Origin of the sequence: Streptococcus sp. 343_SSPC (assembly GCF_001072385.1) — a bacterium.
Classification (GTDB): Bacteria; Bacillota; Bacilli; order Lactobacillales; family Streptococcaceae; genus Streptococcus.
Genome location: NZ_JVKU01000005.1, coordinates 26,143 through 49,760, shown reverse-complemented (window position 1 = coordinate 49,760; position 23,618 = coordinate 26,143). Strand labels below are relative to the sequence as shown.

Sequence of the window (23,618 nt, the reverse complement as noted above, 5' to 3'; positions counted from 1 at the left end):
ATGTTTTCAGTAAAAGATATTCGAAAATTAGTTGTCGTCAGTATCATTGGGGCTTGTGCGGTCTTTGTGGCTAATCTCTTCTTGAATTTTTACCTGGATATCGAACAGTTAGAGATTTCGAAAACCAATCCCATGATGCAGACCTACTATGATGCCCAGGTTTCGCTTTCCTGGATGGTAGCCATGGTCAGTGGGGTCGTCTTGTCTTTGACGTCGGTCCTTCTCATGTGTTTTTATATCAAACAATTTGTCGATGACCACAAGGAACAATTAGGGATTTTAAAGGCTTTGGGCTATAGCAATGGTCAGTTGGCTAAACGATTTTGGGCCTTTGGACTTAGTTTTGGAGCTGGAGCGCTTATTGGCTATTTCGCTTCATTTCTCATGATGGGACATTTTTATGACTTCCGCAATGAGAAGGGGATTTTGCCAGAAATCACCATTCATTTTCACTGGCAGCTCTTGCTTGCTTTGGTGATTCTTCCAACAGCATTTTTTATGCTTCTCGCGATTGGTTATGCTAGAAGACAACTCCAAACGCCGGCACTTCGCTTATTGAAAAAATCCCCAAGTCCTATCAAGGTCAAAAGGAGAAAGAAGGCTCCCAAGAAAGACAAAGACTTCCTAAAAGAGCTGTCCTCATCTCTGATTTGGGGGAGAAAATCGATCTTGTTTTTTGTGGTCTTTGGCTCCATGTGTTTTGCGGCCATGGTTCAATTGTCCTTTGGCTTAAGAGATTATACAGATGACATCATCCAAACCATGATGATTATGATTGGCTTGATCCTTTCTTTCTCGATTCTCTTTTTGTCATTGGGGATTGTGGTCTCAGAAAGCCGCGAAACCTTGGCTCTTATGAAGGCTTTTGGCTACACCAATCGTGAATGCCAAAGTCATATTCTCGCTCCCTATCGTTTTTGGGCTTATTTAGGATTTGTTCTTGGGACAGCTTATCAATATGGCATCATGGAAATCTTGATCGGTGTGATCAAAGATACGGTTCCTGGTAAAATTGAGCATCACTTTGATGGGAATGTGTGCTTTTGGACCTTGATAGGTTTTGCTGTAGTTTACGAAAGCCTCTTTTATCTATCCAACAGAAAACTCCAAAAACAAACCATCAAAGAAGTGCTCTTAGCAGAATAAATAGAAAAGAGAGTGGGACAGAAATTGGTAACTCGTTAGAATTCGATTTCGTCGTCCCACCTCCGCACAGTTGAGTAGGGCTGTAAAAGCTGATGAAATCGGCGTAGTAGAGCCCACTCAACCACTGCGTCTTGCTCGACAATCTAAAGACAATTGAGAGGCCAGGACTTTTGTCCCAGCCTTTTTCTTGTAGAATCATTGACAGGGAGAGGCTTTTCCGCTATTCTATGGGAATAAAAGAAATGAAAGAGAGACAGCATGAAACGGAGTTATTGGCAGGACCTGAAAGGGGCCTTTTACTTAATCTGGCGCAATAAATGGTCCTTTATCTCTGTGGGGATTCTTTTGCAGTTTGTAGTTGGTATAGGGGCTGCGGCCTTGAGTTGGGTCTTTCAACTGGCCCTCCTCTTATCGGGTGAGTCCAACATTGACAAGAACAATATCCTCACGACCTTGACCAATCCTCTGAGTCTAGTGGCTTTGCTTCTCTTTGCCATCGTCTTCGCCTTTCTCTTTATGCTGGAGATGCGGACCATGATTGCTCTGATCTATCTGTCTCGTACGGATCAGCACCTGTCTTTTAAAAAGGTCTTTCGCCAGTCTTTTGGTCGCTTAAAGGATTTTAGCGGTTGGAATCTGTTGCATTTTCTCTTTTATATGGTTCTGACTCTGCCTGTAGCGGGTCTCTTCATTGGTTCTACTCTGACGGACGGTCTCTATATTCCAAACTTTATCACAGGGGAGTTTAGCAAGACGACTGCTGGGGCCATCGGCCTCTTCATAGTTCAATTGCTTCTGATCTATCTCAATCTGCGTCTCATCTATACGGTACCCAACATCGTGATTGAAGAGTTTCCTTTTGGGGTTGCCATGCGCAAAAGTTGGGAGATGACCAAGAAGGGTGGGATTCGCCTTATCGTGCGGATCTTCTCCTTTGAGTTTATCCTTTCTGTTACGGGTATTCTCTTGATCCTTGGTCTGGTCTTTGCATCTAGTCAGTTGGACAAAACTGGCCAGCATATCTGGGTGCAGACCATCTTTCTGGTCTTGATCCGCCTCTACATTTTCCTCTTTTCTGTCATGTCTAAACTGGGAACCTTGGGAATCATCCTGGACAATGGCTGGGAGGCTCCAAGTCGCTCAGTCATCAAGACTCGAGGCTCTCGCAAGATGAAGGGACTCTTTGTCCTGACCGTTCTTTTCCTCCTGGCTCAGTCAGGGATGGCAGCATTTGACTTAGCGACCTTAGAGGTCAATGACAAGGTAAAAATCGTAGCCCATCGTGGCTATGTAGCCAAGGGTGTAGAAAATTCTCTCGAAGCACTCGAGGCAGCAGCCAAGGAGAAGGCTTCCTATGTCGAGATGGATATCCTATTGACCAAGGACCATCAATTCGTCGTCATGCATGACTACAATCTCAAACGCTTGGCTAGAGTGGACAAGGATGTCAAAGATATGACCCTGGCTGAGGTGCAGGGATTGAAGATCCAACAGGATGGTCATACCAGTCATATCCCATCCTTTGAGGAGTTTGTCACCAGGGCCAAGGAGCTGAAGATGCCCCTCTTGGTCGAGCTCAAGCCTCATGGTGCAGAACCAGAGAATTACGTAGATCTCTTCGTCCAAAAAATGAAGGAGTTGGGAGTTGAAAAGGACTATCCAACCATGTCCTTGGATCTGTCGGTGATGGAAAAGGTGGAGAAGAAAGCTCCGGAGATTAAGACCGGCTATGTCATTCCGATTCAGTTTGGACTGTTTGAAAACTACTCGGTTGATTTCTTTGCGATTGAAGACTTTTCTTATCAGGAGGATTTGGTAACCCAGGCCCATGAGATGAAAAAAGAGCTCTATGTCTGGACCATCAATGATGAGCAAAAGTTAACGGCCTACCTTCAACGGCCGGTTGATGGGATCATCACGGATGAAGTAGCAGAGGCGCAAAGCCTGAAGAAAAACTTGAAGAAGAACAAGACCTACTTTGATCGCTTCCTGAGTTTGGTGTCTCTCAGTACCAGTGAAGAGTAGAAACTTGTATCCAGAAGAATGTCAGTCTATTTGGTAAGGATTGACTAAAAGTTTGATTTTTATCCATTGTTAAGCTATAATAACTATTACAAATAACGAAAGTCGTCCCTACAGTCACGCTGTCAGGGCGCTTTCTCTTTCTATAGCTTTCGCATGCAGAGATGGCTGATTCTGTTCAAATGATTTTTTCTTTGTTGGGAATGGACATCATGCTGACGAAAACTGTACTAACTAGTATTTTAGGAGGTATCTATGCTTCAGTCATTGATTGCTGAAATCAAGGAATACAAGAAACCCTCAGTTCTAGCCTCACTCTATATGGTGTTTGAGGTCATGTTTGAGATTTCTATTCCCTTTATCATGGCGACGCTTCTGGACAAGGGGGTTCAGAAGGGGGATATGACCACGGTTCTTACTTATGGTCTCCTCATGTTGGTCTTCGCCTTTCTCTCTCTTTTCTGTGGGATGCAGTCGGCTCGCTACGGGGCTTTTGCATCAGCCGGATTTGCTAAGAATCTACGGAAGGCGATCTTTAAAAAGATCCAAACCTTCTCCTTTGAAAACATCGATAGCTTCTCCTCAGGTGGTCTAGTAACCCGCATGATGACGGACGTGACCAATGTGCAGAACTCCTATCAGATGGTCATCCGGATCTGTGTGCGTGCACCGCTCAACTTGATCTTTGCCATTGTTGCTAGCTATTTGATCAATCCGCAGATGGCCATGATCTTTGTCGGGATTACCCTCTTTTTGGGGCTGGTCTTGGGGTTGATCACTAAGATTGTCTATCCACTCTTTACCAAGGTCTTTGACGCCTATGATAACTTGAACAACAGTATCCAGGAAAATATTACCAACATGCGCGTGGTCAAGTCCTATGTCAAGGAAGAAGAAGAGACGGTTAAGTTTAAGAAGGCTTCTCGCTTGATCTACAACATGTTCATGAAGGCCATTCGCATCGTGATCTTGAGTAGTCCAGCCATGATGCTGTCCTTATATGCTTCCTTTATCTTGATCTCTTGGATCGGGGCCCAACTCATCGTGGCTGGAAGCTTTACGACAGGTGAGCTGACCTCTATGTTTGCCTACGTCATGACCATCCTCATGTCTCTCATGATGTTTATGATGATCTTCGTCATGCTCTCGATCTCTATGGCATCAGTGGAGCGGATCAATGAAGTGCTTGGGACAGAGTCAACCATCGTCTCTCCTGAGAATGGTCTGACAGAAGTAGCAGATGGATCTATTACCTTCGACCATGTGAACTTCGCCTACACAGACGAAAATGGCGACAAGGCCCATGTCTTGTCCGATATCAACCTCAGCATTCGCTCGGGTGAAGTGATCGGAATCCTTGGGGGGACTGGTTCTGGTAAGTCTAGTCTGGTCCAGCTCATCCCTCGTCTCTATGATGTAGAGTCTGGTAGCGTCAAGGTAGCTGGTCAAGATGTACGAAACTATGATCTAGACCTTTTGCGCAAGCAAGTTGCCATGGTGCTTCAGACCAATGTCCTCTTCTCCGGTACCATCAAAGAAAATATGCGCTGGGGAAATAAGGACGCGACGGACGAAGAAATCGTGGAAGCTTGTAAGATCGCTCAGGCAGATGAATTTATCCAAAACTTTAAGGATGGCTATGATACCATGATCGAACGTGGTGGAGCCAATGTCTCAGGTGGTCAGCGCCAACGTCTCTGTATTGCCCGCGCTCTCTTGATGAATCCAAAAATCTTGATCTTGGATGATTCGACTTCAGCTGTCGATACCAAGACAGATAGCCTGATCCGTCAAGGACTGGCATCTAGTCTCAAGGACACGACCAAGATTATCATTGGCCAACGGATCTCTTCTATCCAAGATGCAGACCGGATCGTGGTCATGAATGATGGGAAGATTGATGCCATCGGTACTCACCAAGAGTTGCTCGAGACCAATGCCATCTACCGTGAAGTCTATGACATGCAAACCCAAGGGAAAGGAGGACAAGCAGATGAAGAATAAGAAAAAAGCTAGCTGGGGCTCTCTGGTGCGCTTGCTAGACTATATGTGGAAACAATATAAGTTCGTTCTTCTCTTAGCAGCTGTCCTCATTGTGGCAGCCTCCCTCTCTACGGTCTATATTACCTCCTCTATCCGGGCCTTGGTGGACCAATACATCCAACCTATGTTGGATAGTGGAAGCAAGGATTTTGGACCTCTCCTCAGCTTCTTGATGATGCTGGCAGTAGTCGGTATTTTGGGAGTTTTGGCCAACTATGGTTTCTCCCTCATTATGGCGACAGTCTCTCAGGATACGCTTCGCTCGCTACGGAACCAGCTCTTTGCCCGCATGCAAAAGCTCCCTGTCAAGTACTTCGATACCCACCAACACGGGGATATCATGTCGATCTACACCAATGACATCGATGCTCTTCGCCAAGCGATCGAGCAGTCTATCCCGCAGCTCTTGCAGTCTGCCATTACCATTATCGGGGTAGCTGTCAGCATGATCATGATCAGCCCTCTCCTTTTCCTTCTCGTTCTTTTGATGGTAGGAGTCATGGCCTATGTCATCAAAGATATCTCTGGCAAATCTGGTCGCTATTTCGCCGATCAGCAAAAGAACTTAGGGATTGAAAACGGCTTTATCGAAGAGATGATGTCTGGTCAAAAGGTGGTCAAGGCCTTCGTTCATGAAAAAGAAAGTATTGAAGCCTTTGAGCGGATCAATGACCAACTCTTTGAATCTTCCTACCAAGCCAACCGCTATGCCAATGTCTTGATGCCTATCTTGGGGAACCTGGGAAATGTCTCCTTCGTCTTGACCTCACTGGTCGGTGGGATCTTTGCCTTGAATGGTATCAGCGGTCTTACTATTGGGGGACTCATGGCCTTCCTCCAGCTCAACCGTTCCTTCAATGGGCCTATCACCCAAGTATCGCAACAGTTGAACTTTGTCCTCATGGCTCTTGCTGGGGGAGATCGGATCTTTGATCTCTTGGATGAAGAAGTCGAAGTGGATGAAGGGAAAGTCACCTTGGTCAACTATGAAGAGGTCGATGGTCGCATGGTCATCACTGATAAGAAGACCAACCTCTGGGCTTGGAAACACCCTCGGGAAAACGGCGACTACGAACTGGTCAAACTGGTCGGAAATGTCGTCTTTACAAATGTAGACTTCTCCTACAATGATAAGAACCAAATCCTTTACGATATCAACCTCTACGCGGACAAGGGACAAAAGGTGGCCTTTGTCGGTGCGACAGGAGCAGGTAAGACCACCATTACCAACTTGATCAACCGTTTCTACGATATCCAATCAGGATCTATCACCTATGATGGGATTGATGTGAAGCTGATCGAGAAGGATTCGCTCCGTCGTTCGCTAGGGATTGTCTTGCAGGATACTCACCTCTTTACTGGAACTATCGCAGAAAATATCGCCTATGGTCGATCAGATGCGACCCGGGAGGAAATCCTGGAAGCAGCCCGCATTGCCAATGTGGATTCCTTCGTCAAACATTTGGACCAAGGCTACGATACCGTCTTGAACGATGATGGAGCTGGTCTCTCTAACGGTCAACGTCAGCTGATCGCTATTGCGCGTGCAGCCTTGGCCAATGCGCCAGTCTTGATCCTGGATGAAGCGACTTCCTCAATCGACTCACGGACAGAGAAGATGGTCCAAGAGGGGATGGATCGCCTGATGGCAGGACGGACTGTCTTTGTCATCGCCCACCGTCTCTCAACCATCGTCAACTCGGATGTGATCATGGTCATGGACAAGGGACGCATCATCGAGCGAGGCAACCACGCTTCCTTGATGGCAGAACGCGGGACTTATTACCGCCTCTACACCGGTGGCCTTGAAATTGATTAATACAAAAAAGTCTGAGCTGGTCTCAGGCTTTTTACTTATGGTAATCTTATCTTTGAAACTTTCCTTAGGTGAGATCGGACGTCAGCGAACTTCGAAGAAGTTCCATGCCTTAGTTTTGAACCTAAAGTTTCAAAACTCCCGAGTGCCTGAAACAATATTGTTTCAGGCACTTTTCTCACGGCGGAAAGTTTCAGTCTCTATTTTAATCACTTTTAAACTAATACATTTTTTGTAAAATCGATGATTGTTTTATGAAAAAATGGTCTTTCTATATTTAATGTCTGAGTAGGTCTCAGACTATTTTTCGTGGGAGTGAATTTTTTTACGAATGATATAAGTGAGGGAGGAGTTGGTTCTCCCTTATTAAGAATGTAAAAGGAGGAAAAAGATGCGCAAACGTCATCCCCATATTTCACCCACTCTGGATCTGATTGCAAAGAAAATTTTTAGTATTCCAGATGTCACTGCAAAATTTATCCAAGAGGTCTTGGATTTACCCATCCGCTCGGTAGAAATCTTAGAAGGCAATCAAATTCATGAACAAGGTTTCCTAGGAGATTTCCCATTTGAAACTTCTGTAGATGTAAGGGCCAAATTGGATACAGGCCTAGAAGTCATTATTGAGATTCAAGTCATGAAGCAGGAGTATTTTGTCAATCGTTTTTATTATTATTTGGCCAACCAGTTGATTGAAAATGTCCGGAAGAAACGGAAGAAAGGCCAGACCCATCAGATGTACGAGGATCTGGTTCCAGTCTATGGGATTGCGATCTTGGAGAAAAGTATTTTCCCTGATGAGGCTTCTCCTGTCAATGTGTATGAAGTGCGTCATGCCATCCATGGGGGTCCCCTTCTCGCTAATAGCAAGGGGAATCAACGTCATAATCTATTGCGACTTGCCTTTTTAGAATTGGACAAGTATAATGAAAGGAGAGGGGCGCAAGTGAGTGATCCATTGCAACAGTGGCTAGAATTCTTCGGGAATCATCCCTTTAGTCATCAGCCAGATCAAGTGATCGAACAAGCAGAGTCACTCTTAATCCCATCCAATTGGACCAAGGAGGAAAAAGACATGATAGATGAACGCATCCGCCTCAGAGAAAACTGGAACATGTGTATGGAAACCTTGCTCAAAGAAACCAAGGAAGAAGCTGGCAAGATTGCATTAGAACAAGGTTTAAAAAAAGGACTAGAACAAGGACGAGAAGAAGCTACCCTTCGTATCGCCCAAGGACTCTTGGCCAATGGCTTTAGCACTGAGGAAGTCCAACAGTACACCGATTTAAGTGAAGAGCAGATAGAACAGTTAAAAGCCTCCCTTTGATAAATAAAACAGAGAGAAAAACGGGCCTTGTAGGTCCGCTTTTTTTATGACTTAACTCATTTCCATGGTATAATGGGAGGACTATTCATAGAGAAGATCAAAAGGAGACACGAGTGGATCAAAAACATCACTGCCAAGTCCTATGGGCAAAAAATAAATACCTGGTGCTGAGTCATTCCAGCAACATTTACAAGGAGATCCGGGAATACCTCAAGCAAGACCAGGTGGAGGTCAGCCACGTCGAGGACCTGATCCAGCAAGCGCTGGCCTTACCGGAGAATCGTGGCCAGGTCTCCAATGCCTTCCAGCATGTCTGGGGCTATTTCAAAAAGCAGGCGACTCCTGAGGAAAAGGCGGATTTCATGTTGGTACTTGAAAAGTACCAACATGGGCAAGCTAGTCAAGAAGATCTCATCAAGGGGATCCAGAGGCTCCTAGAGCGCTATCCCAATCGCTACTTGCAAGACTCGACACTACTAGGAGGTCAATAGATGAGACTGTGGCACCAAGATTTGATTCCCAAACTCCCTCGTCCCCAGCTCCTAGGCCAACACCGGGAATGCTGCGCCCTTCGAGGCAATGGCTGGGGCAAGAAGCACGCGACGGTCAACTATGTCTTTGACTATTCGCCCTATCGCCTCTATGCCTATCACCGCCTGATCATGGAGGAGATGACCGCTCGTGGCTACAAGGTAAGCCCAGAGTGGTGGGAGCCGACCTACCGAGGCAAGACCTGCCCAGCCTACCCAGAACTGGGAGAAGAAGCCTTGAGTACACCCATCTATCCCGAGCATCAGGACACTTACCTCCAAGAATGCCTAGATAACCTAGCAGAAAAAGGGATTCAATTAGATTAAGAAAAAACGGACCAGACCAGGTTCGTTTTTTTACGCGAAAAACCAACAAAATGCTTTGAGAGCGTTAATTTCTTTCCCAAACATGCTATAATAATAGGAGATTATGTACAGGAAAAGGATAGAGGGATGAAGGCAGTAGCAACTCCAGAACTTGAGATCGAAAGACAGTTGATCCAGCAGTTGACATCAGGAGAGAGTCAGTGGACCTACCGCGAGGATCTCAAGAATGAAGACCAGTTATGGGACAATTTCTTTGACAAGCTGGCGCAAAACAATGTCACCGTACTAGCGGACCATCCCTTGACCGACCAAGAAAAGCGCCAGATCAAGAACCAGCTCAACTTTGTCAGCTACTATGAAGCAGCCAAGTGGCTTGCTGGTGAAAATGGCATCGCCAAGGTTGAAGTTCAACGTGAGGATGCCAGTCTAGGCACCATCCGTCTCGCGGTCATCTGGCGGGACAATATCGCTGCTGGTAAGTCAAGCTATGAAGTGGTCAATCAAGTCGAACGCGATAAGGCTTATCCGCTAGACCAGGATCGACGGCTCGATACGACCCTTTTGATCAATGGCCTGCCTCTCATCCATATCGAACTCAAGAGTCCACGAGTAGCCTTTCTAGATGCCTTTCACCAGATCAAAAAGTACGACCGAGAAGGTAAGTTCCGGGGCATTTACTCGAGCTTACAGATGTTTGTCGTGACCAATAAAGTCGACACACGCTATATCGCTGCAGCCCGTGAAAGCAAGCTAAACAAGCAATTCCTGACCAAGTGGGTGGACAAGGACAACCAGCCCATGATCGATCTCAACAGCTTTGCCCATGAGGTCCTCTCCATCCCACGGGCCCACCAGATGGTCATGCAGTACTCGGTCATCGACGACAGTAAAAAAGCCCTCATCCTCCTGCGTCCCTACCAGATCCATGCTATTGAGGCCGTGCAGGAAGCTTCTCGCCGTCAAGAGTCGGGCTATATCTGGCATACGACCGGTTCAGGCAAGACCCTGACCTCTTACAAAGTAGCGCGCAATCTCTTGCAGATTCCAGCGATCCAAAAGACCATCTTTGTCGTCGACCGCAGAGACTTGGACCAGCAGACGACCTCGTCCTTCCTTTCTTATGCGGCCAATGATGTCATCGACATCGACGAGACGGACAATACCCACGAACTGGTCAAGCGCCTAGGTGGTAATGACAAGCGCGTGGTAGTCACCACCATCCAGAAAATCACGACCATGATGCGTAAGTTCGAAGAAGGGAAGTACCAGCGGGATGCTGGGAAGATCAAGGACCTGCGCGTGGCTTTTGTCGTGGATGAGTGCCACCGGGCAGTCACGCCACAGACGCAAAAGGAGATCAAAGCCTACTTCAAGAACTCTCTCTGGTATGGCTTTACAGGGACTCCGATCTTTAAGGAAAACAAACGCAAACAAGTGGGAGACCTGGCTCAGACCACCCACCAACAGTATGGCGATCGCCTGCATGAATACACCGTCAAGGAAGCCATCCATGATGGAGCAGTTCTGGGCTTTAAGGTAGACTATCGCAATACTATCATCTCGGATCTCCTAGAAGAAGAAATCCCGGACCAGGCCTATGAGGACAAGGAGCACATGCTAGAGGTTCTAGATGCCATCCTCAATAAGAGCCAGCAACAGCTCAATATCCCTAAAGGGGTCGGAAAGAGCTATGAGGCTATCTTGACAGTCAAGTCCATCCCACGTGCACAGGCCTATTATAATCTGCTCAAGAGCATTCTCGCTGGAAAGGAGCGGGTCAAGGTCTCCGAGCGGGTCAAACGCCACCTACCAGATTTTCCAAAGTTTACCATCACCTACTCGGTATCTGAAAATGAGGAAGAGTCCATCGGCTACCAAGACCACATGAAGCAGGTCATGGAGGACTACAACCAAGAGTTTGGCACGCATTTTAGCCTAGCAGATATGCGGGGCTTTAACACTGATGTCAATAATCGTCTGGCTAGAAAGCAGGACAAGTACCTCTACCGCAATGAGCAGTTGGACCTAGTCATCGTGGTCGACCGTCTCTTGACTGGTTTTGATGCACCTTGTCTTTCTACGCTCTTTATCGATCGCAAGCCCATGCGCCCACAGGACTTGATCCAGGCCTTTAGCCGGACCAATCGGATCTTTGATGACAAGAAGCACTTCGGCCATATCATCACCTTCCAGCGCCCTCTAGCCTTCAAGGAAGCCGTCGACAATGCCCTCAAGCTCTACTCCAATGGGGGAGAAAATGAGGTCCTGGCACCCAGCTGGGAAGAAGAGAAGCGCAACTTCTTAAAAGCCTGGGCAGAGTTTAAAGGCCAAGTCACAGACTTCGAAGAAGAAGGAGTCGCCCTCGAACAGGCTCCAACAGCCCAGCTCCGCAAGGTGGCTAAAGCCTATCAGGTCTTTGACAAGTACCAAGCCTCGATCCGCGTCTACTCAGAGTACGATAAGGAAGAGATCTATCGGGAAACAGGTCTCAGCGACAGTCAGCTCGAAGCCTATCTGGGTCTCTATAAAAATATCCTGGCAGCGATCAAGAGCAGGGACCCAGAAGTGGACAGCCAAGATGAACTGGACATCCACTATGAGCTGGAGTCCGTCCAAGTCGATGAGATCAACTATGCCTATATCCTGATGCTGATTCAGAGTATGATCCAGCAGGAGGAGAATGACGAACAGACCCTGAGTGACAAAGATATCGCAACCGTGGATAGCTATATTGAGAGCCTGAACCGGACCAATCCAAGCCTAGCGGAGATCATCCAAAATCTCTGGACCCAAGTCCAAGAAGAGCCCGAACGCTACCGAGGACAATCCATCACTGGAGTCTTGGATCAGATGATCGAATCCATCATCGATAGCCATATCGTAAGCTTCGCCAAAAACTGGTATATTGGAGCCGATGAGCTGCGCTACTATATCCAACACTACCGCAAAGGTGCCAAAAAACAAGCCGGTGAAAGCCAGCTGACCAAGAGCCAACGCTACAAAGACTACAAAGCAGAAGTAGCAGATGCCCTCAACCCACTCAGCTACAAAAAACAAATCAAAGAAGCCTATACCCAACTGATCGAAGAGGTGATTGAACCGCTGAGAGTGGGGAGGTAGGAAATGAAGAAAGTATCAATATAAAATCCAAAATCTCCCCTAGAATGACTGTTCTAAGGGAGATTTTGGATTTTGCATTAAGAAATTAAATGCACTACATATAGATTATGATAGGAATATGAACTTAATAAGGCAATGATTAACTATATATTGTGTTTGGTAATTTTTTTTCCAGTAAATACCACAAGATATTGATTTTTAATTTTTGTATGCTATAATTTTAAATGTAGAAAAAAAGACGTCAGTTGCCGCTGACGACTTGATAGGATTAGGATTTTTCGCTAGTTCAGGAAAGCACTATTCAAAAACTCCACATCTAGTGTATCATTTATTTGATAGATTGTAAATCTAAGTGAAAAATCCTAACCTACATTCTACATATTTTATTGAAAGTGGGTGATCGGTATTCGATTATCAAAGTATTTAAATAGAGAACACATACAAATAGGATTAGACTTCTTAGATGTTGATACAAATGAAGATGTTATGTTATTTGTAGATCCATTGTTATTGCCAGACAATTTTAAAAAAATTGTTGATGATTTTATTAGAACAGTATATAGGCTTTACCAAAATAACAAGAAATATGATGCTTTAAATTTATTTAATCATTCAAAAGAATGTAATGCATTTCATCTAGGATATTCTCAAAATAAATCTAGTGGGACAGGCGTATCAATGAGAATGCTAAATCAATTTTTTGGATATGTATATGGTTCACAACAACATGTTCAAGAAAACTTACTAACATCTGTGGCTATGCCAATGTTCACTTTTAAATTTTCTAAAGATAGAATGACTGACTTAATAGTTAGTTTACTGAAAAAGGAACTAATTGAGTTTTCATTAAAGCAAGCAAAGAAACATAATTTGAGAATAAGTGAAGATACAATGGAATTTGATTATTGGGATATTAAGAAACATGAATGGTCGAAGTTTAAGAGTAGATATTTACTTGACCCAGATGTGAAAAAAAGTAATCCATTATTAATCTTAATTCCAAAAAATATCGTAAATAAAAGATATGAAGTAACACCTGAGAGATACGTATCATATATATTTAAAGGAATGCAACAAGATCCAAAAAATCAGGATTCTTCGGGTAAACCTTTGACTCAGAAACAACTTAGAGACAGGATCATTGATACTCAGTATAGAGAAAATAAGGATAAGAATTTTATACTTGATGAGACACAAAAGACACCAGAGTTATTCCTTGAGTATTTAAATCATGTAGAAAAATTTAGTGATAATAAATCCCTATTAGATGTTGAATTAGTTGAATTTTTGACAAAAGGATAATATAAAGTTGAATAGTGCGAAGAGGAGAAGGATGATCTTCTCTTTTTTTAGATACAATTAATGAAGTTAAACAACAACTTGACGAAATTTTATAAAATGTTATAATAATATAGTCCACGGGTATAGCCGCGTGGGAATATGAATTTCGTTGTCTCAATCGTACAGAACTTGATTTCGCTCCATAATTTCTGGACGTTCTCACCTGTAATCTTCATTACAGGCGTGTTGTTATGTAGGATAATAATACGAATTTTGACACGACTGTCCTTCGGCCAGCGTATCAGAGTCGAGATTGTCAAACTAGAATTAGTGACGACAATCTCTACTCTTATGAAAAGAGTCAAATACTCATTAATAAGAAAGGAGATGTTTGATATGTTCAAACAACTTTTAATTAATATTCTTATTGAGATTACGACGAATTTAAAAATCGGTAATTTATTTTAATATGTGTGCAATATTGGTTATATATAGGATTACCGACCTATTACTAATATTGCTCCTTTTTTATTTTTATGAACGATATTAATTTAAAATTATACATTTGTAAGAAATACAAGCACCTTGATAAGCGTATTAATTTTGATAAAGTGAAACTATATGTTTCAAATTCCAAAAAGATTGCTCATCATAGCTTTCTTCCTTTTTTGCGTTATGAAAGAATAACTGAGAAGTATGTAGGAAAACAATTAAAAATATCAAGTTTTCGACCTATAAAACGTAAAGTTCGTACTTTAATGTATTCTGGCCACCTAGATAGTTATATTTATAAATATTACTCAGACTTATTAAACATAAAATATAATGAATGGATGAGAAGTACAAAGCTTAATCAATATTCAGTTGCTTATCGTACCAATAAAAAGCATCAAAGTAGTATTAATTTTGCTGCGGAAGCTATATCTTTTATTGAAAGTCAAAAAAATGCACTAATTGTTGTTGGAGATTTTGAACATTTCTTTGATACTCTCGATCATAGATTGTTGAAAGAAAGATTAATTCGAGTACTCAATGTTCAAAAATTATCTGATGATTGGTATAATGTTTTTAAATCTATAACAAAATTTGCTTATATTGATAAGGAAAGTTTAGAATCCTCAAATAGCCCGTTAGTTCAAAAGAAGAATTATAGTTATTTTAATAGTATAAGAGATTTTAGGAAATATCAGAAAACACATAAATGCTACATAAACACTAATTCTTATGGAATCCCACAAGGCAATTCTTTGAGTGGTGTGCTGGCTAATATATATGCGATTGATTTTGATAAGGATTTGTCTGCTTTAGCAAGAGATTTTAATGGTTTTTATCAAAGATATTCTGACGATTTTATTTTAGTACTTAATGAGAATATGCTAAAGGATGAATATGGCATTGATTATGAAAAGAAAATGAATTCAAAATTGGAGAGTTTAGCAGAAATTAACAGGATTTGTCTCCAAGCTGAAAAGAATAAAACATATCAAATAAAAGATAATGTAGTATATAATAGCCTAGGTAAAGAGAGTCACGTTGATTATTTAGGTTTTACATTTGATGGTTTTAATGTTAGATTACGTGAAAAAAGTATTTATAAATTTTATCGAGAAGCAAGAAAATTAATTTACAAATCGAAAAGTATTCAAAAAAATAAAAATTTAACAAAACTGCCTAACCGACATAAGATTTATTCTTTGTATACAGATTTTGGAAAATCCAAATACTATCCGAGTAATTTTATAAGCTACGCTAAGCGTGCTCAACATATTTTTGATAAAATTAGTCCAAACACAAACAATTTGATGTTGTTACAATTAAAAAATAGGAAGAAGAAAATTGAGAGTGCGCTAGGGTACCGAATTCACTCTCGTATTGAAAAGAGTAATAAATGAAAATTGAATCACCTATATATAGATTTGAAAAATTTGATAAGAATTGGCTTTTTGTAAAGATTAGTGATTTAGCTAGTCAGTTCAAAACAGGAGGTACTCCGAGTACAAAAGAGCCAACTTTTTGGGGTGGCTCTATACCGTGGATTCAGTCATCTGATATCCAAAAGGATATACTATTTGGTGTTATACCGCAAAAATTTATTTCAGAGGAAGGATTGCAAAATTCGTCAGCGAAATTAATTCCTAAAAATTCTATTGCTATTGTTACCAGAGTTGGTGTTGGTAAATTGGCTATCATAGATCAAGATTATGCAACAAGCCAAGATTTTTTGTCGCTCTCAGATTTAAATGGTGATACTCAATTCATAGTCTATAGTATCTATAGAATACTCCAAAAAGAAAGTGCACAACTACAAGGAACTTCAATTAAAGGTATTACCAAGGAAGACTTGCTATCGAAGAAAATAAGTCTTCCAGAGTTTGATGAACAATCTGCTATTGGTGCCCTTTTCCGCACCGTCGACGACCTTCTGGCTAGCTGCAAGGACAATCTTGCCAACTACCAATCTCTTAAGGCAACCATGCTTTCCAAGATGTTCCCGAAACCTGGACAAACTCTTCCTGAGATTCGTTTGGATGGATTCGACGGTGAGTGGGGAAAGTATTACCTAGGTGATATTTTTGAACAAGTATCAAATTATATTGAACCTTCTGTAGAAAACGAGTTATGGAGTTTAACAGTTGAGAAGGGATTAACACCTAAAACAGATCGTTATAAAAGAGATTTTTTGGTAAAAAAGAATGATAAATTTAAAAAGGTTGATGTAAATGAGTTTGTTTATAATCCAATGAATCTTACATTAGGTGCTTTGGATTTAAACGATAATGAAGTTACTATTTCAGTTTCTGGTTATTATGTTGTGATGAAAAATAGAGATATAGAAAAATTTGATAATGATTTTTTAAAAATTCTATTGAAAACAACGTACGCAATTTATCAATATAAACAATTTGCTACAGGAACTCTGATTGAAAAACAACGTGTACAGTTTCCAACTTTTTCGGAGATTCCATTTTATTTACCACCAATAGCTGAACAACAAGCCATCGGCTCTTATTTCTCAAACATCGATAATATCATTAACTCTCACCAAGAAAAAATTACTCAGCTTGAGACTTTGAAAAAGAAACTCTTGCAGGATATGTTTGTCTAAGGAGGAATTATGTATAGTTCTAAAAAAGATTTGATTGAAAAGTTAGAATCTGAAAAGAAAAGGTTTCGAGATAATTTAAGTCAAATATATGATTATGAAAAAGATTTATATAATCGAGTAGATGATTATCTATTTGAACTTATGTCTTTTATAAATAAAGAGCTAAATGAAGAAGTTTTGTCTAATGATGTAACGGTAAGGTATAAAACATTACGTGATAATTTGTTAGAAAGTATCTACAATTGTTATGGTGGTGATATTCATTTGTATGATTCTTTATTTCCTCAAATTATATATAATTTCAAAGTAATTAAACTTTTCTCTTTTATTGCTAAAATAGATTCTACTACTGTTATTATAGGGGCAAACGGGGCAGGGAAATCAAGTCTTATTAATGAATTAAGAAAGAATAATAGTAAGATTAATAGTAATGAAATGTATGTTTTGCCAGCACAGAAATTATTATATTTTGTTTCAAATATCCATGATCGAAATGGAATTACTAGAGAAAGATACATTCAAGATTTAAAAGAAGTTGATCTTAAATATGAAACAATTGATTTGTTTCCAACAAAGATTGAAAATGATTTTTCAAATACGTTTACTAAATTAATAACATTGTTGGTAAAAGACTACACAGACATAGTTACTCGTAGATCAAGAAAAGAAAAAAATTTACCTATAACTTTATTGGATAGAGTGGAACAAATATGGAATCAAATTTTCCCAGAAATAACATTTAATCCTGAATCTAATCATAGAGTTTTAGAAGTTGTAAGAACTGGATCTAAATATAGTATAAATGGACTTAGTGATGGAGAACGTTGCATATTGTTTTATATTGGTAATGTCCTTCTAGCTCCAGAAAATAGCTATATTATCGTTGATGAACCTGAGACTTTCTTAAACGCTGCTGTCTATAATGAATTGTGGGATTTGCTGATATCAGAGCGATCGGATTGTCAATTTGTTTTTGCTTCACATAATATGGACTTTGTTCAATCTAGAACAAATGCAAGTTACATATGGTGTAAGAAATTTGAAGCACCTTATGATTTGGAGCATCAGGTTTTGGAGGGTACACAAGAATTTCCTTTATCCTTATTAACAGAAGTTTCTGGCACAAGGAAACCAATATTATTTTGTGAGGGAACTAAAACTAGTATAGATTATAAAATCTATTCTAAACTATTCAGTAAATTTTGTTTTGTAAAACCGGTACAAGGGCATAAACAAGTCATTCAGCATACTGAAGCTTATAATAATTTAGACAAAATGCATGGAAATAAAGCATATGGCATTATTGATTATGATTGGATGAAGGATGCGAAAATTACGAAATATAAAAAGAAAAATATTTTTGTACTCCCTTTTAATGAGATAGAGATGCTTCTAGTGAATGAAGAAATAGTAAAGTCAGTTTTGGCATCTGATGATCAAGATAAAGATCAAAAATTAAATAAATTCCAAGAAGCTATTAAAAGTTTATGTATAAAAAATAAAGATAAGATAATAAGTATCGCCTTGAAAAAGAAACTTGATGAATTTATGGAAAGCCATTTTATAGAGAAAAATAAACCAACTAAACATGATGCTCAAAAATTTTTAAAAGGTTTAGTAACTAGATTCGATGTAACTTCAACAGTTGAAACTATAACTTCTATTGTTGAAGAAGCTTTAGTTTCATCAAATTTCTCATCAATTTTAAAGATTTGTAACCTAAAAAAAGAAATAATCAATCAACTAGGAGATAATGTAATCACTCGCAATTTTAAAAATAAGGCATTAAGTAGTATTGCAACAGATTCTGAGTTGCAAAACTTATTGAGAAACAAATATTTTAGTGAACTTGTAACTTTGCTTAATAATAATTAAGGATGCTAGTTTTTTATAATCCTAACTTTAAACACTAAAAACTCTTACAAGATATGTTTATCTAACCTACAAAAATGATCCTTATCTGCATCCATGTGCCCATCATTTTTCGAATAGTATAAGTGAGCCCCTTTGATCTTTTCAAAGGGAGCTCCTTAGTGCTTAATAACTTAAAAGTATTTACTTTCAATAACTTTAGAGTTATAATATATTCGAAAAGAGGTTGCTTTGTGCACGCTATTTATTTTTATAAGGACAAACAAGGGAATCAACCGGTCTTGGACTACATGAGGGAGCTAGCTCGTCGCGATAATAAGGACAGCCGGATCAAACTGAACAAGCTCAACGACTACATCGAGTTTTTGAGCCAGCATGGAACACGTGCTGGCCAACCCTACATCAAGCATCTGGATGCGGAAATCTGGGAGTTGAGACCTTTACGGGATCGGATTTTATTCGTGGCTTGGCTGGATGGGAGCTTTGTCTTACTGCATCATTTTGTCAAAAAGACGCAAAAGACACCTAGACGAGAGATCGAGAAAGCCAAGCGGGAGTTGGAAGATTTGAAGGAAAGAGGGCTAAGAGATGAAGAATAGTGCCATTGGCAGCAATTGGAAAGATGTGAGAGCAGAGCTCTTCACCAAGGAAGAAATCCTGGAAAGTAATCTGCGGGTCGCGATTATGACAGAGCTGATCGAAGCTCGGCATGAAAAGGGAATTAGCCAAAAGAAACTAGAAGAACTCAGTGGGGTCAGTCAACCGGTCATCGCTCGGATGGAGACAGGCAAGACCAGTCCTCAATTGGACACGGTCTTGAAAGTCTTAGCCAGTCTGGGCAAGACCCTCGCCGTTGTCCCACTGGAACAAGAAAAGGTCTAAAAGATATCAGAAAGAATTACTATGGAAACAACACAAACCTCCCAGTCGCTCTACCAAGCCCTGTGGAACTCAGCGGATGTGCTCCGCTCTAAGATGGATGCCAATGACTACAAGTCTTACCTTTTGGGGATGATCTTTTACAAGTACCTCTCAGATAAGTTGCTCTTCTTCGTGGCGGAGACCATGGAGGAGGAGACAGAGAGCTTAGATGAAGCCTTGGAGCTTTACCGAACCTACTACGAGGATCCAGACTCTCAAGAGGATCTCATCACTGTCATCACCGATGAGCTCAACTATGTCATCAAGCCTGACTTGACCTTTACGGCCTTGGTAGACCGGGTCAATGAAGGGACCTTCCAGCTAGAAGATCTAGCTCAAGGCTTTCGAAACATTGAGCAAAGTGACGACCTCTATGAAAATCTCTTTGAGGACATTGATCTCTATTCCAAGAAGCTAGGGGCAACTCCTCAAAAGCAAAACCAGCTAGTGGCTGCCGTTATGAAAGAGCTAGCAGTGCTGGACGTGGCAGGTCATGCGGGTGATATGCTTGGGGATGCTTACGAGTACTTGATTGGTCAGTTTGCGACCGACTCGGGTAAGAAGGCAGGAGAGTTCTATACGCCCCAGCCTGTAGCAAAGCTCATGACCCAGATTGCCTTTTTAGGGCGTGAAGATGAGCAGGGCTTTACCATCTACGATGCCACCATGGGATCGGGCTCCCTCTTGCTCAATGCCAAGAAGTATTCTCACCAGCCTCAAACTGTCCAGTACTTTGGTCAGGAGCTCAATACCTCTACCTATAACCTGGCTCGGATGAACATGATCCTACACGGGGTTCCGGTGGAAAACCAGTTCTTGCACAATGCCGATACGCTGGACGAAGACTGGCCAACCCAAGAGCCGACTAACTTTGATGGGGTCCTCATGAACCCACCATACTCAGCCAAGTGGTCTGCAAGCTCCGGCTTCCTCCAAGATCCTCGCTTCTCCCCATTTGGCAAGCTCGCGCCTCAATCCAAGGCAGACTTTGCCTTTCTCTTGCACGGGTATTACCACCTTAAGCAGGACAAGGGTGTCATGGCCATCGTCCTTCCTCACGGGGTCCTTTTCCGTGGCAATGCTGAAGGAACCATTCGTAAGGCCTTGCTGGAAGAAGGGGCTATCGATACCGTGATCGGTCTTCCTGCCAATATCTTCTTCAATACCAGCATCCCAACGACGGTCATTATTCTCAAGAAGAACCGCACCAATCGGGACGTTTACTTTATCGATGCTTCTAAGGAATTTGATAAGGGCAAGAATCAGAACATCATGACGGATGCCCATATCGAGAAGATCCTCAAGGCCTATAAGAGCAGAGAGGACATGGATAAGTTTGCCCATCTGGCTAGCTTTGAGGAGATCGTCGAGAATGACTACAACCTCAATATCCCACGCTATGTGGACACCTTTGAGGAAGAAGAAGTGGAGCCACTGACAGAGATCGTGGCTAAGATTAACCAAACCAATGCGACGATTGAGACCCAGACAGCTTCTCTTCTAGACATGCTCAGCCAGCTTCATGGAACGACACCAGAAGCCGATGCCGAACTCAAGAAATTTGTCGAGGAGTTTAAGGGGTAAGTCTTAATAGCATCTAACAGTCAATTCCCTCCTTAGTTTTCTAAGGAGGGTTTTCTGTCGAGTTGTTTTTCTTGCTTCTTTTATAAAAGAGTGTATAATGATGTAATATAAAATGTTACAACAAATAACAGAACCGAAAAGGAGACACCTATGACCTACGCCTACAATAGCAAGATTTACTTGGCAGAAGCAGTGCTCAATGTGAAGGATCTGGCTCGCCAGACCGCTTTTTACACCCAGATTCTGGGGTTGGAGATTTTGTCTCAGACTGAGGAGGAAGTCCTTCTTGGGGCTGGAGGTAAGCCCTTGGTCCATCTCATCCAAACGGATCAGACCGAAGCTGTTAAGGCTAGCTACGGTCTCTACCACATGGCCATTCTCCTACCTAGTCGGGAGGACCTGGCGGATGTCTTCAAGCATATGGCTGAGTTGAAGGTTCCCTTTGTCGGGGCTGCTGACCATGGCTACAGCGAAGCTCTCTATTTTGAAGATCCAGAGGGCAATGGCATTGAGCTCTATCGGAATAAGCCAGTGGCAGAGTGGGATATCCGTGAGGATGGTCGCATCATTGGGGTGACAGAGGAGCTCTCTGCCCAAGAGATTTATGAGATGGGCCGCAATGTGGAGCCTTTCCAGATAGCGTCTGCTACCCGCATGGGTCATATCCACCTCACCGTGAGAGATAGCCAAGCAGCGTCAGCCTTTTATCAGAAGGTGCTTGAGTTATCGGATAAGTTCACCGTCCCATCTGCTAGCTGGATTGCCTCTGGGGACTACCACCATCACCTGGCAGTCAATGAGTGGGGTGGCAAGCACTTAGCCAAACGTGAAGAGCAACTTCCTGGGCTAGCCTATTACGTCGTCCACGTAGAACAGAAAGAAGACCTGGTTGCCATCGCAGAGAGAGCAAAAGAAGAGGGGGCACCTGTCATCTGGCTGACCTCAAGTGAGCTCGAGTTTACAGATCCGGATGGGATTGTGACCCGCGTCAGAAAGGGTTAGAAACCTTGATAAATTAGGCCTTTTGAGATAAAAAAACAAAATAGTAAAAATTAGTGATATTTCAAGATGTAATTCTTGACATTACATCTAGGCCGTGTATAATAGTTTTTGTAATAAATAAACTTACAACAGAAAGAGGAAACAACTATGAAAAACATTTTATTTATCGTCGGATCTCTTCGTCAAGGATCTTTCAACCACCAAATGGCTAAGAAAGCAGAAAGCATCCTAGAAGGAAAAGCAACAGTGACTTACTTGGACTACAAAGACATCCCAATGATGAACCAAGATTTGGAAACACCAACCTTGCCAGCAGTGCAAGCGGCGCGTGATGCAGTCCTTGCGGCGGATGCCATCTGGATCTTCTCGCCAGTCTATAACTTTGCCATTCCAGGTGTAGTGAAAAACTTGATCGACTGGCTCAGCCGTGCCCTTGACCTATCAGAAACTCGTGGTCCATCTGCCCTCCAAGACAAGATCGTAACAGTCTCTTCAGTCGCTAATGCAGGACACGAGCCAATGTTTGCGGCCTACCAAGCCCTCCTACCATTCGTTCGTACCCAAGTAGTAGGAGACTTCACAGGAACAACCGTTAACCCAGAAGCCTGGGCAACAGGTGAATTGGTCTTGACAGACGAAGCAATCGCAGGATTGGAAAAACAAGCCCAAGCCCTATTGGAAGCGTAACAAAAGCTGAGACAGAAGTCTCAGCTTTTGTTAGATACTAAACAATTGTCCGAAGAGATAGGTAACACCCATAGTCAGTAGTCCGATAACCAAGTTACGGATCATGGCTTGCTTGGTAGGTGCTTTTCCTAGCTTGGCACTGGTGTAGCCGGTAAAGAGAAGGGAAAAGGCCACGATGATCACCGTTGCTGGGATCCGGATTTCTTTTGGCAAGAGGATAATAGACAGCATAGGTGGAAGAGAGCCGAGGACAAAAGCTACAAAACTAGAGATGGCCGCATGCCAAGGATTGGTAAACTCTTCATACTCCAGGCCATACTTTTCTTCCACTAGGGCCTTGAGAGGGTGTTTGAGAAAGGCCCGCTCGCTCATGATTTGAGCAGCCGTTTCGCATTCCCCATTTTGAATATAGGCTGCGTAGAGGGAGTCGCGGGCGGCTTTTGGATCGCGGTCCAGAAGGGCTTGCTCCCGACTCACAGCGGCTTCTTCTGTATCCTTTTGGGTGGATACAGACACGTATTCACCACCCGCCATAGAGAAGGCACCGGCCAGAATGGCAGAGAGTCCAGATAGGAAGATAATCCAAAGATTGCTGGTCGCGCTGGCAACCCCGATAACGACTCCAGCGATTGAGATAATGCCATCATTGGCACCGAGCACTCCAGCTCGTAAGATATTTAAGCGGTCGTTAAATGAGGCATCAACGCCATGTTTAGTTTCAGTCATACTTGTCTCCTGATTTCTTATTTAGAATGATTATAATTAAAGTTAAGTAATATTGCAAGTCCTTTGTCCTAAATGATAAAAGTCCGACAATTTAAGAAAGGACTATAG

The 23,618-nt window shown here is 42.2% G+C and carries 18 protein-coding genes; 17 read left to right on the top strand and 1 reads right to left on the bottom strand.

What is annotated here, in order from left to right; all coding sequences use genetic code 11:
- The 17 genes from ADH27_RS00525 to ADH27_RS00445 all read left to right on the top strand — a co-directional run bounded on the left by ADH27_RS00525 (nt 1) and on the right by ADH27_RS00445 (nt 22,784).
- Nucleotides 1-1,146: an FtsX-like permease family protein gene (locus tag ADH27_RS00525; protein WP_048714884.1), complete on the top strand. Its 1,146-nt coding sequence runs from the start codon at nt 1-3 to the stop codon at nt 1,144-1,146.
- 258 nt (nt 1,147-1,404) lie between these two features.
- Nucleotides 1,405-3,171, top strand: coding sequence for a glycerophosphoryl diester phosphodiesterase membrane domain-containing protein (locus ADH27_RS00520; protein WP_048714883.1), 1,767 nt, complete (start codon nt 1,405-1,407; stop codon nt 3,169-3,171).
- Nucleotides 3,172-3,423: 252 nt separating this feature from the next.
- Nucleotides 3,424-5,172 (top strand): ABC transporter ATP-binding protein, encoded by a 1,749-nt coding sequence (locus tag ADH27_RS00515; RefSeq protein ID WP_048714881.1) that lies wholly within the window; start codon nt 3,424-3,426, stop codon nt 5,170-5,172.
- On the top strand, nt 5,162-7,030 hold the full coding sequence (locus ADH27_RS00510) for an ABC transporter ATP-binding protein (protein ID WP_048714878.1): 1,869 nt from the start codon (nt 5,162-5,164) through the stop codon (nt 7,028-7,030). The genes ADH27_RS00515 and ADH27_RS00510 overlap by 11 nt, the downstream gene beginning before the upstream one ends.
- Nucleotides 7,031-7,418: 388 nt before the next feature.
- Nucleotides 7,419-8,354 (top strand): Rpn family recombination-promoting nuclease/putative transposase, encoded by a 936-nt coding sequence (locus ADH27_RS00505; RefSeq protein ID WP_048714876.1) that lies wholly within the window; start codon nt 7,419-7,421, stop codon nt 8,352-8,354.
- Nucleotides 8,355-8,467: 113 nt separating this feature from the next.
- A complete protein-coding gene (locus ADH27_RS00500) occupies nt 8,468-8,845 on the top strand; it encodes a YbgA family protein (RefSeq protein WP_048714874.1) in 378 nt (125 codons plus the stop codon).
- Nucleotides 8,846-9,211, top strand: coding sequence for a TIGR02328 family protein (locus ADH27_RS00495; RefSeq protein WP_048714872.1), 366 nt, complete (start codon nt 8,846-8,848; stop codon nt 9,209-9,211). It abuts the gene before it with no gap.
- 126 nt (nt 9,212-9,337) lie between these two features.
- Nucleotides 9,338-12,331 carry a type I restriction endonuclease subunit R gene (locus ADH27_RS00490; protein ID WP_048714871.1) on the top strand — a complete coding sequence of 998 codons (2,994 nt, stop codon included), beginning with the start codon at nt 9,338-9,340 and terminating at the stop codon, nt 12,329-12,331.
- Between the two features lie 486 nt (nt 12,332-12,817).
- Complete coding sequence (locus ADH27_RS00485) at nt 12,818-13,633, top strand: hypothetical protein (RefSeq protein ID WP_239681761.1); 816 nt, start codon at nt 12,818-12,820, stop codon at nt 13,631-13,633.
- Nucleotides 13,634-14,148: 515 nt separating this feature from the next.
- A complete protein-coding gene (locus tag ADH27_RS00480) occupies nt 14,149-15,504 on the top strand; it encodes a reverse transcriptase domain-containing protein (RefSeq protein WP_065426888.1) in 1,356 nt (451 codons plus the stop codon).
- Nucleotides 15,501-16,718: a restriction endonuclease subunit S gene (locus ADH27_RS00475; protein ID WP_048714865.1), complete on the top strand. Its 1,218-nt coding sequence runs from the start codon at nt 15,501-15,503 to the stop codon at nt 16,716-16,718. Before ADH27_RS00480 ends, ADH27_RS00475 begins: the two co-directional genes overlap by 4 nt.
- Nucleotides 16,719-16,727: 9 nt before the next feature.
- Nucleotides 16,728-18,593 carry a DUF4435 domain-containing protein gene (locus tag ADH27_RS00470; RefSeq protein WP_048714863.1) on the top strand — a complete coding sequence of 622 codons (1,866 nt, stop codon included), beginning with the start codon at nt 16,728-16,730 and terminating at the stop codon, nt 18,591-18,593.
- Nucleotides 18,594-18,823: 230 nt separating this feature from the next.
- The gene (locus tag ADH27_RS00465; RefSeq protein WP_048714861.1) at nt 18,824-19,189 is read left to right on the top strand and encodes a type II toxin-antitoxin system RelE/ParE family toxin; all 366 of its coding nucleotides are present in this window, start codon (nt 18,824-18,826) and stop codon (nt 19,187-19,189) included.
- A complete protein-coding gene (locus ADH27_RS00460; RefSeq protein ID WP_048714859.1) occupies nt 19,179-19,472 on the top strand; it encodes a helix-turn-helix domain-containing protein in 294 nt (97 codons plus the stop codon). The genes ADH27_RS00465 and ADH27_RS00460 overlap by 11 nt, the downstream gene beginning before the upstream one ends.
- A 21-nt stretch (nt 19,473-19,493) precedes the next feature.
- Nucleotides 19,494-21,095, top strand: coding sequence for a type I restriction-modification system subunit M (locus ADH27_RS00455; protein ID WP_048714858.1), 1,602 nt, complete (start codon nt 19,494-19,496; stop codon nt 21,093-21,095).
- A 150-nt stretch (nt 21,096-21,245) separates the two neighbouring features.
- Nucleotides 21,246-22,097, top strand: coding sequence for a VOC family protein (locus tag ADH27_RS00450; protein WP_048714856.1), 852 nt, complete (start codon nt 21,246-21,248; stop codon nt 22,095-22,097).
- A 147-nt stretch (nt 22,098-22,244) separates the two neighbouring features.
- Nucleotides 22,245-22,784 carry an NADPH-dependent FMN reductase gene (locus ADH27_RS00445; RefSeq protein WP_048714854.1) on the top strand — a complete coding sequence of 180 codons (540 nt, stop codon included), beginning with the start codon at nt 22,245-22,247 and terminating at the stop codon, nt 22,782-22,784.
- Between the two features lie 30 nt (nt 22,785-22,814).
- Here ADH27_RS00445 and ADH27_RS00440 read toward each other — a convergent pair whose 3' ends face one another.
- Nucleotides 22,815-23,510, bottom strand: coding sequence for a VIT1/CCC1 transporter family protein (locus ADH27_RS00440; protein WP_048714852.1), 696 nt, complete (start codon nt 23,508-23,510; stop codon nt 22,815-22,817).
- Between the last annotated feature and the right edge of the window lie 108 nt (nt 23,511-23,618).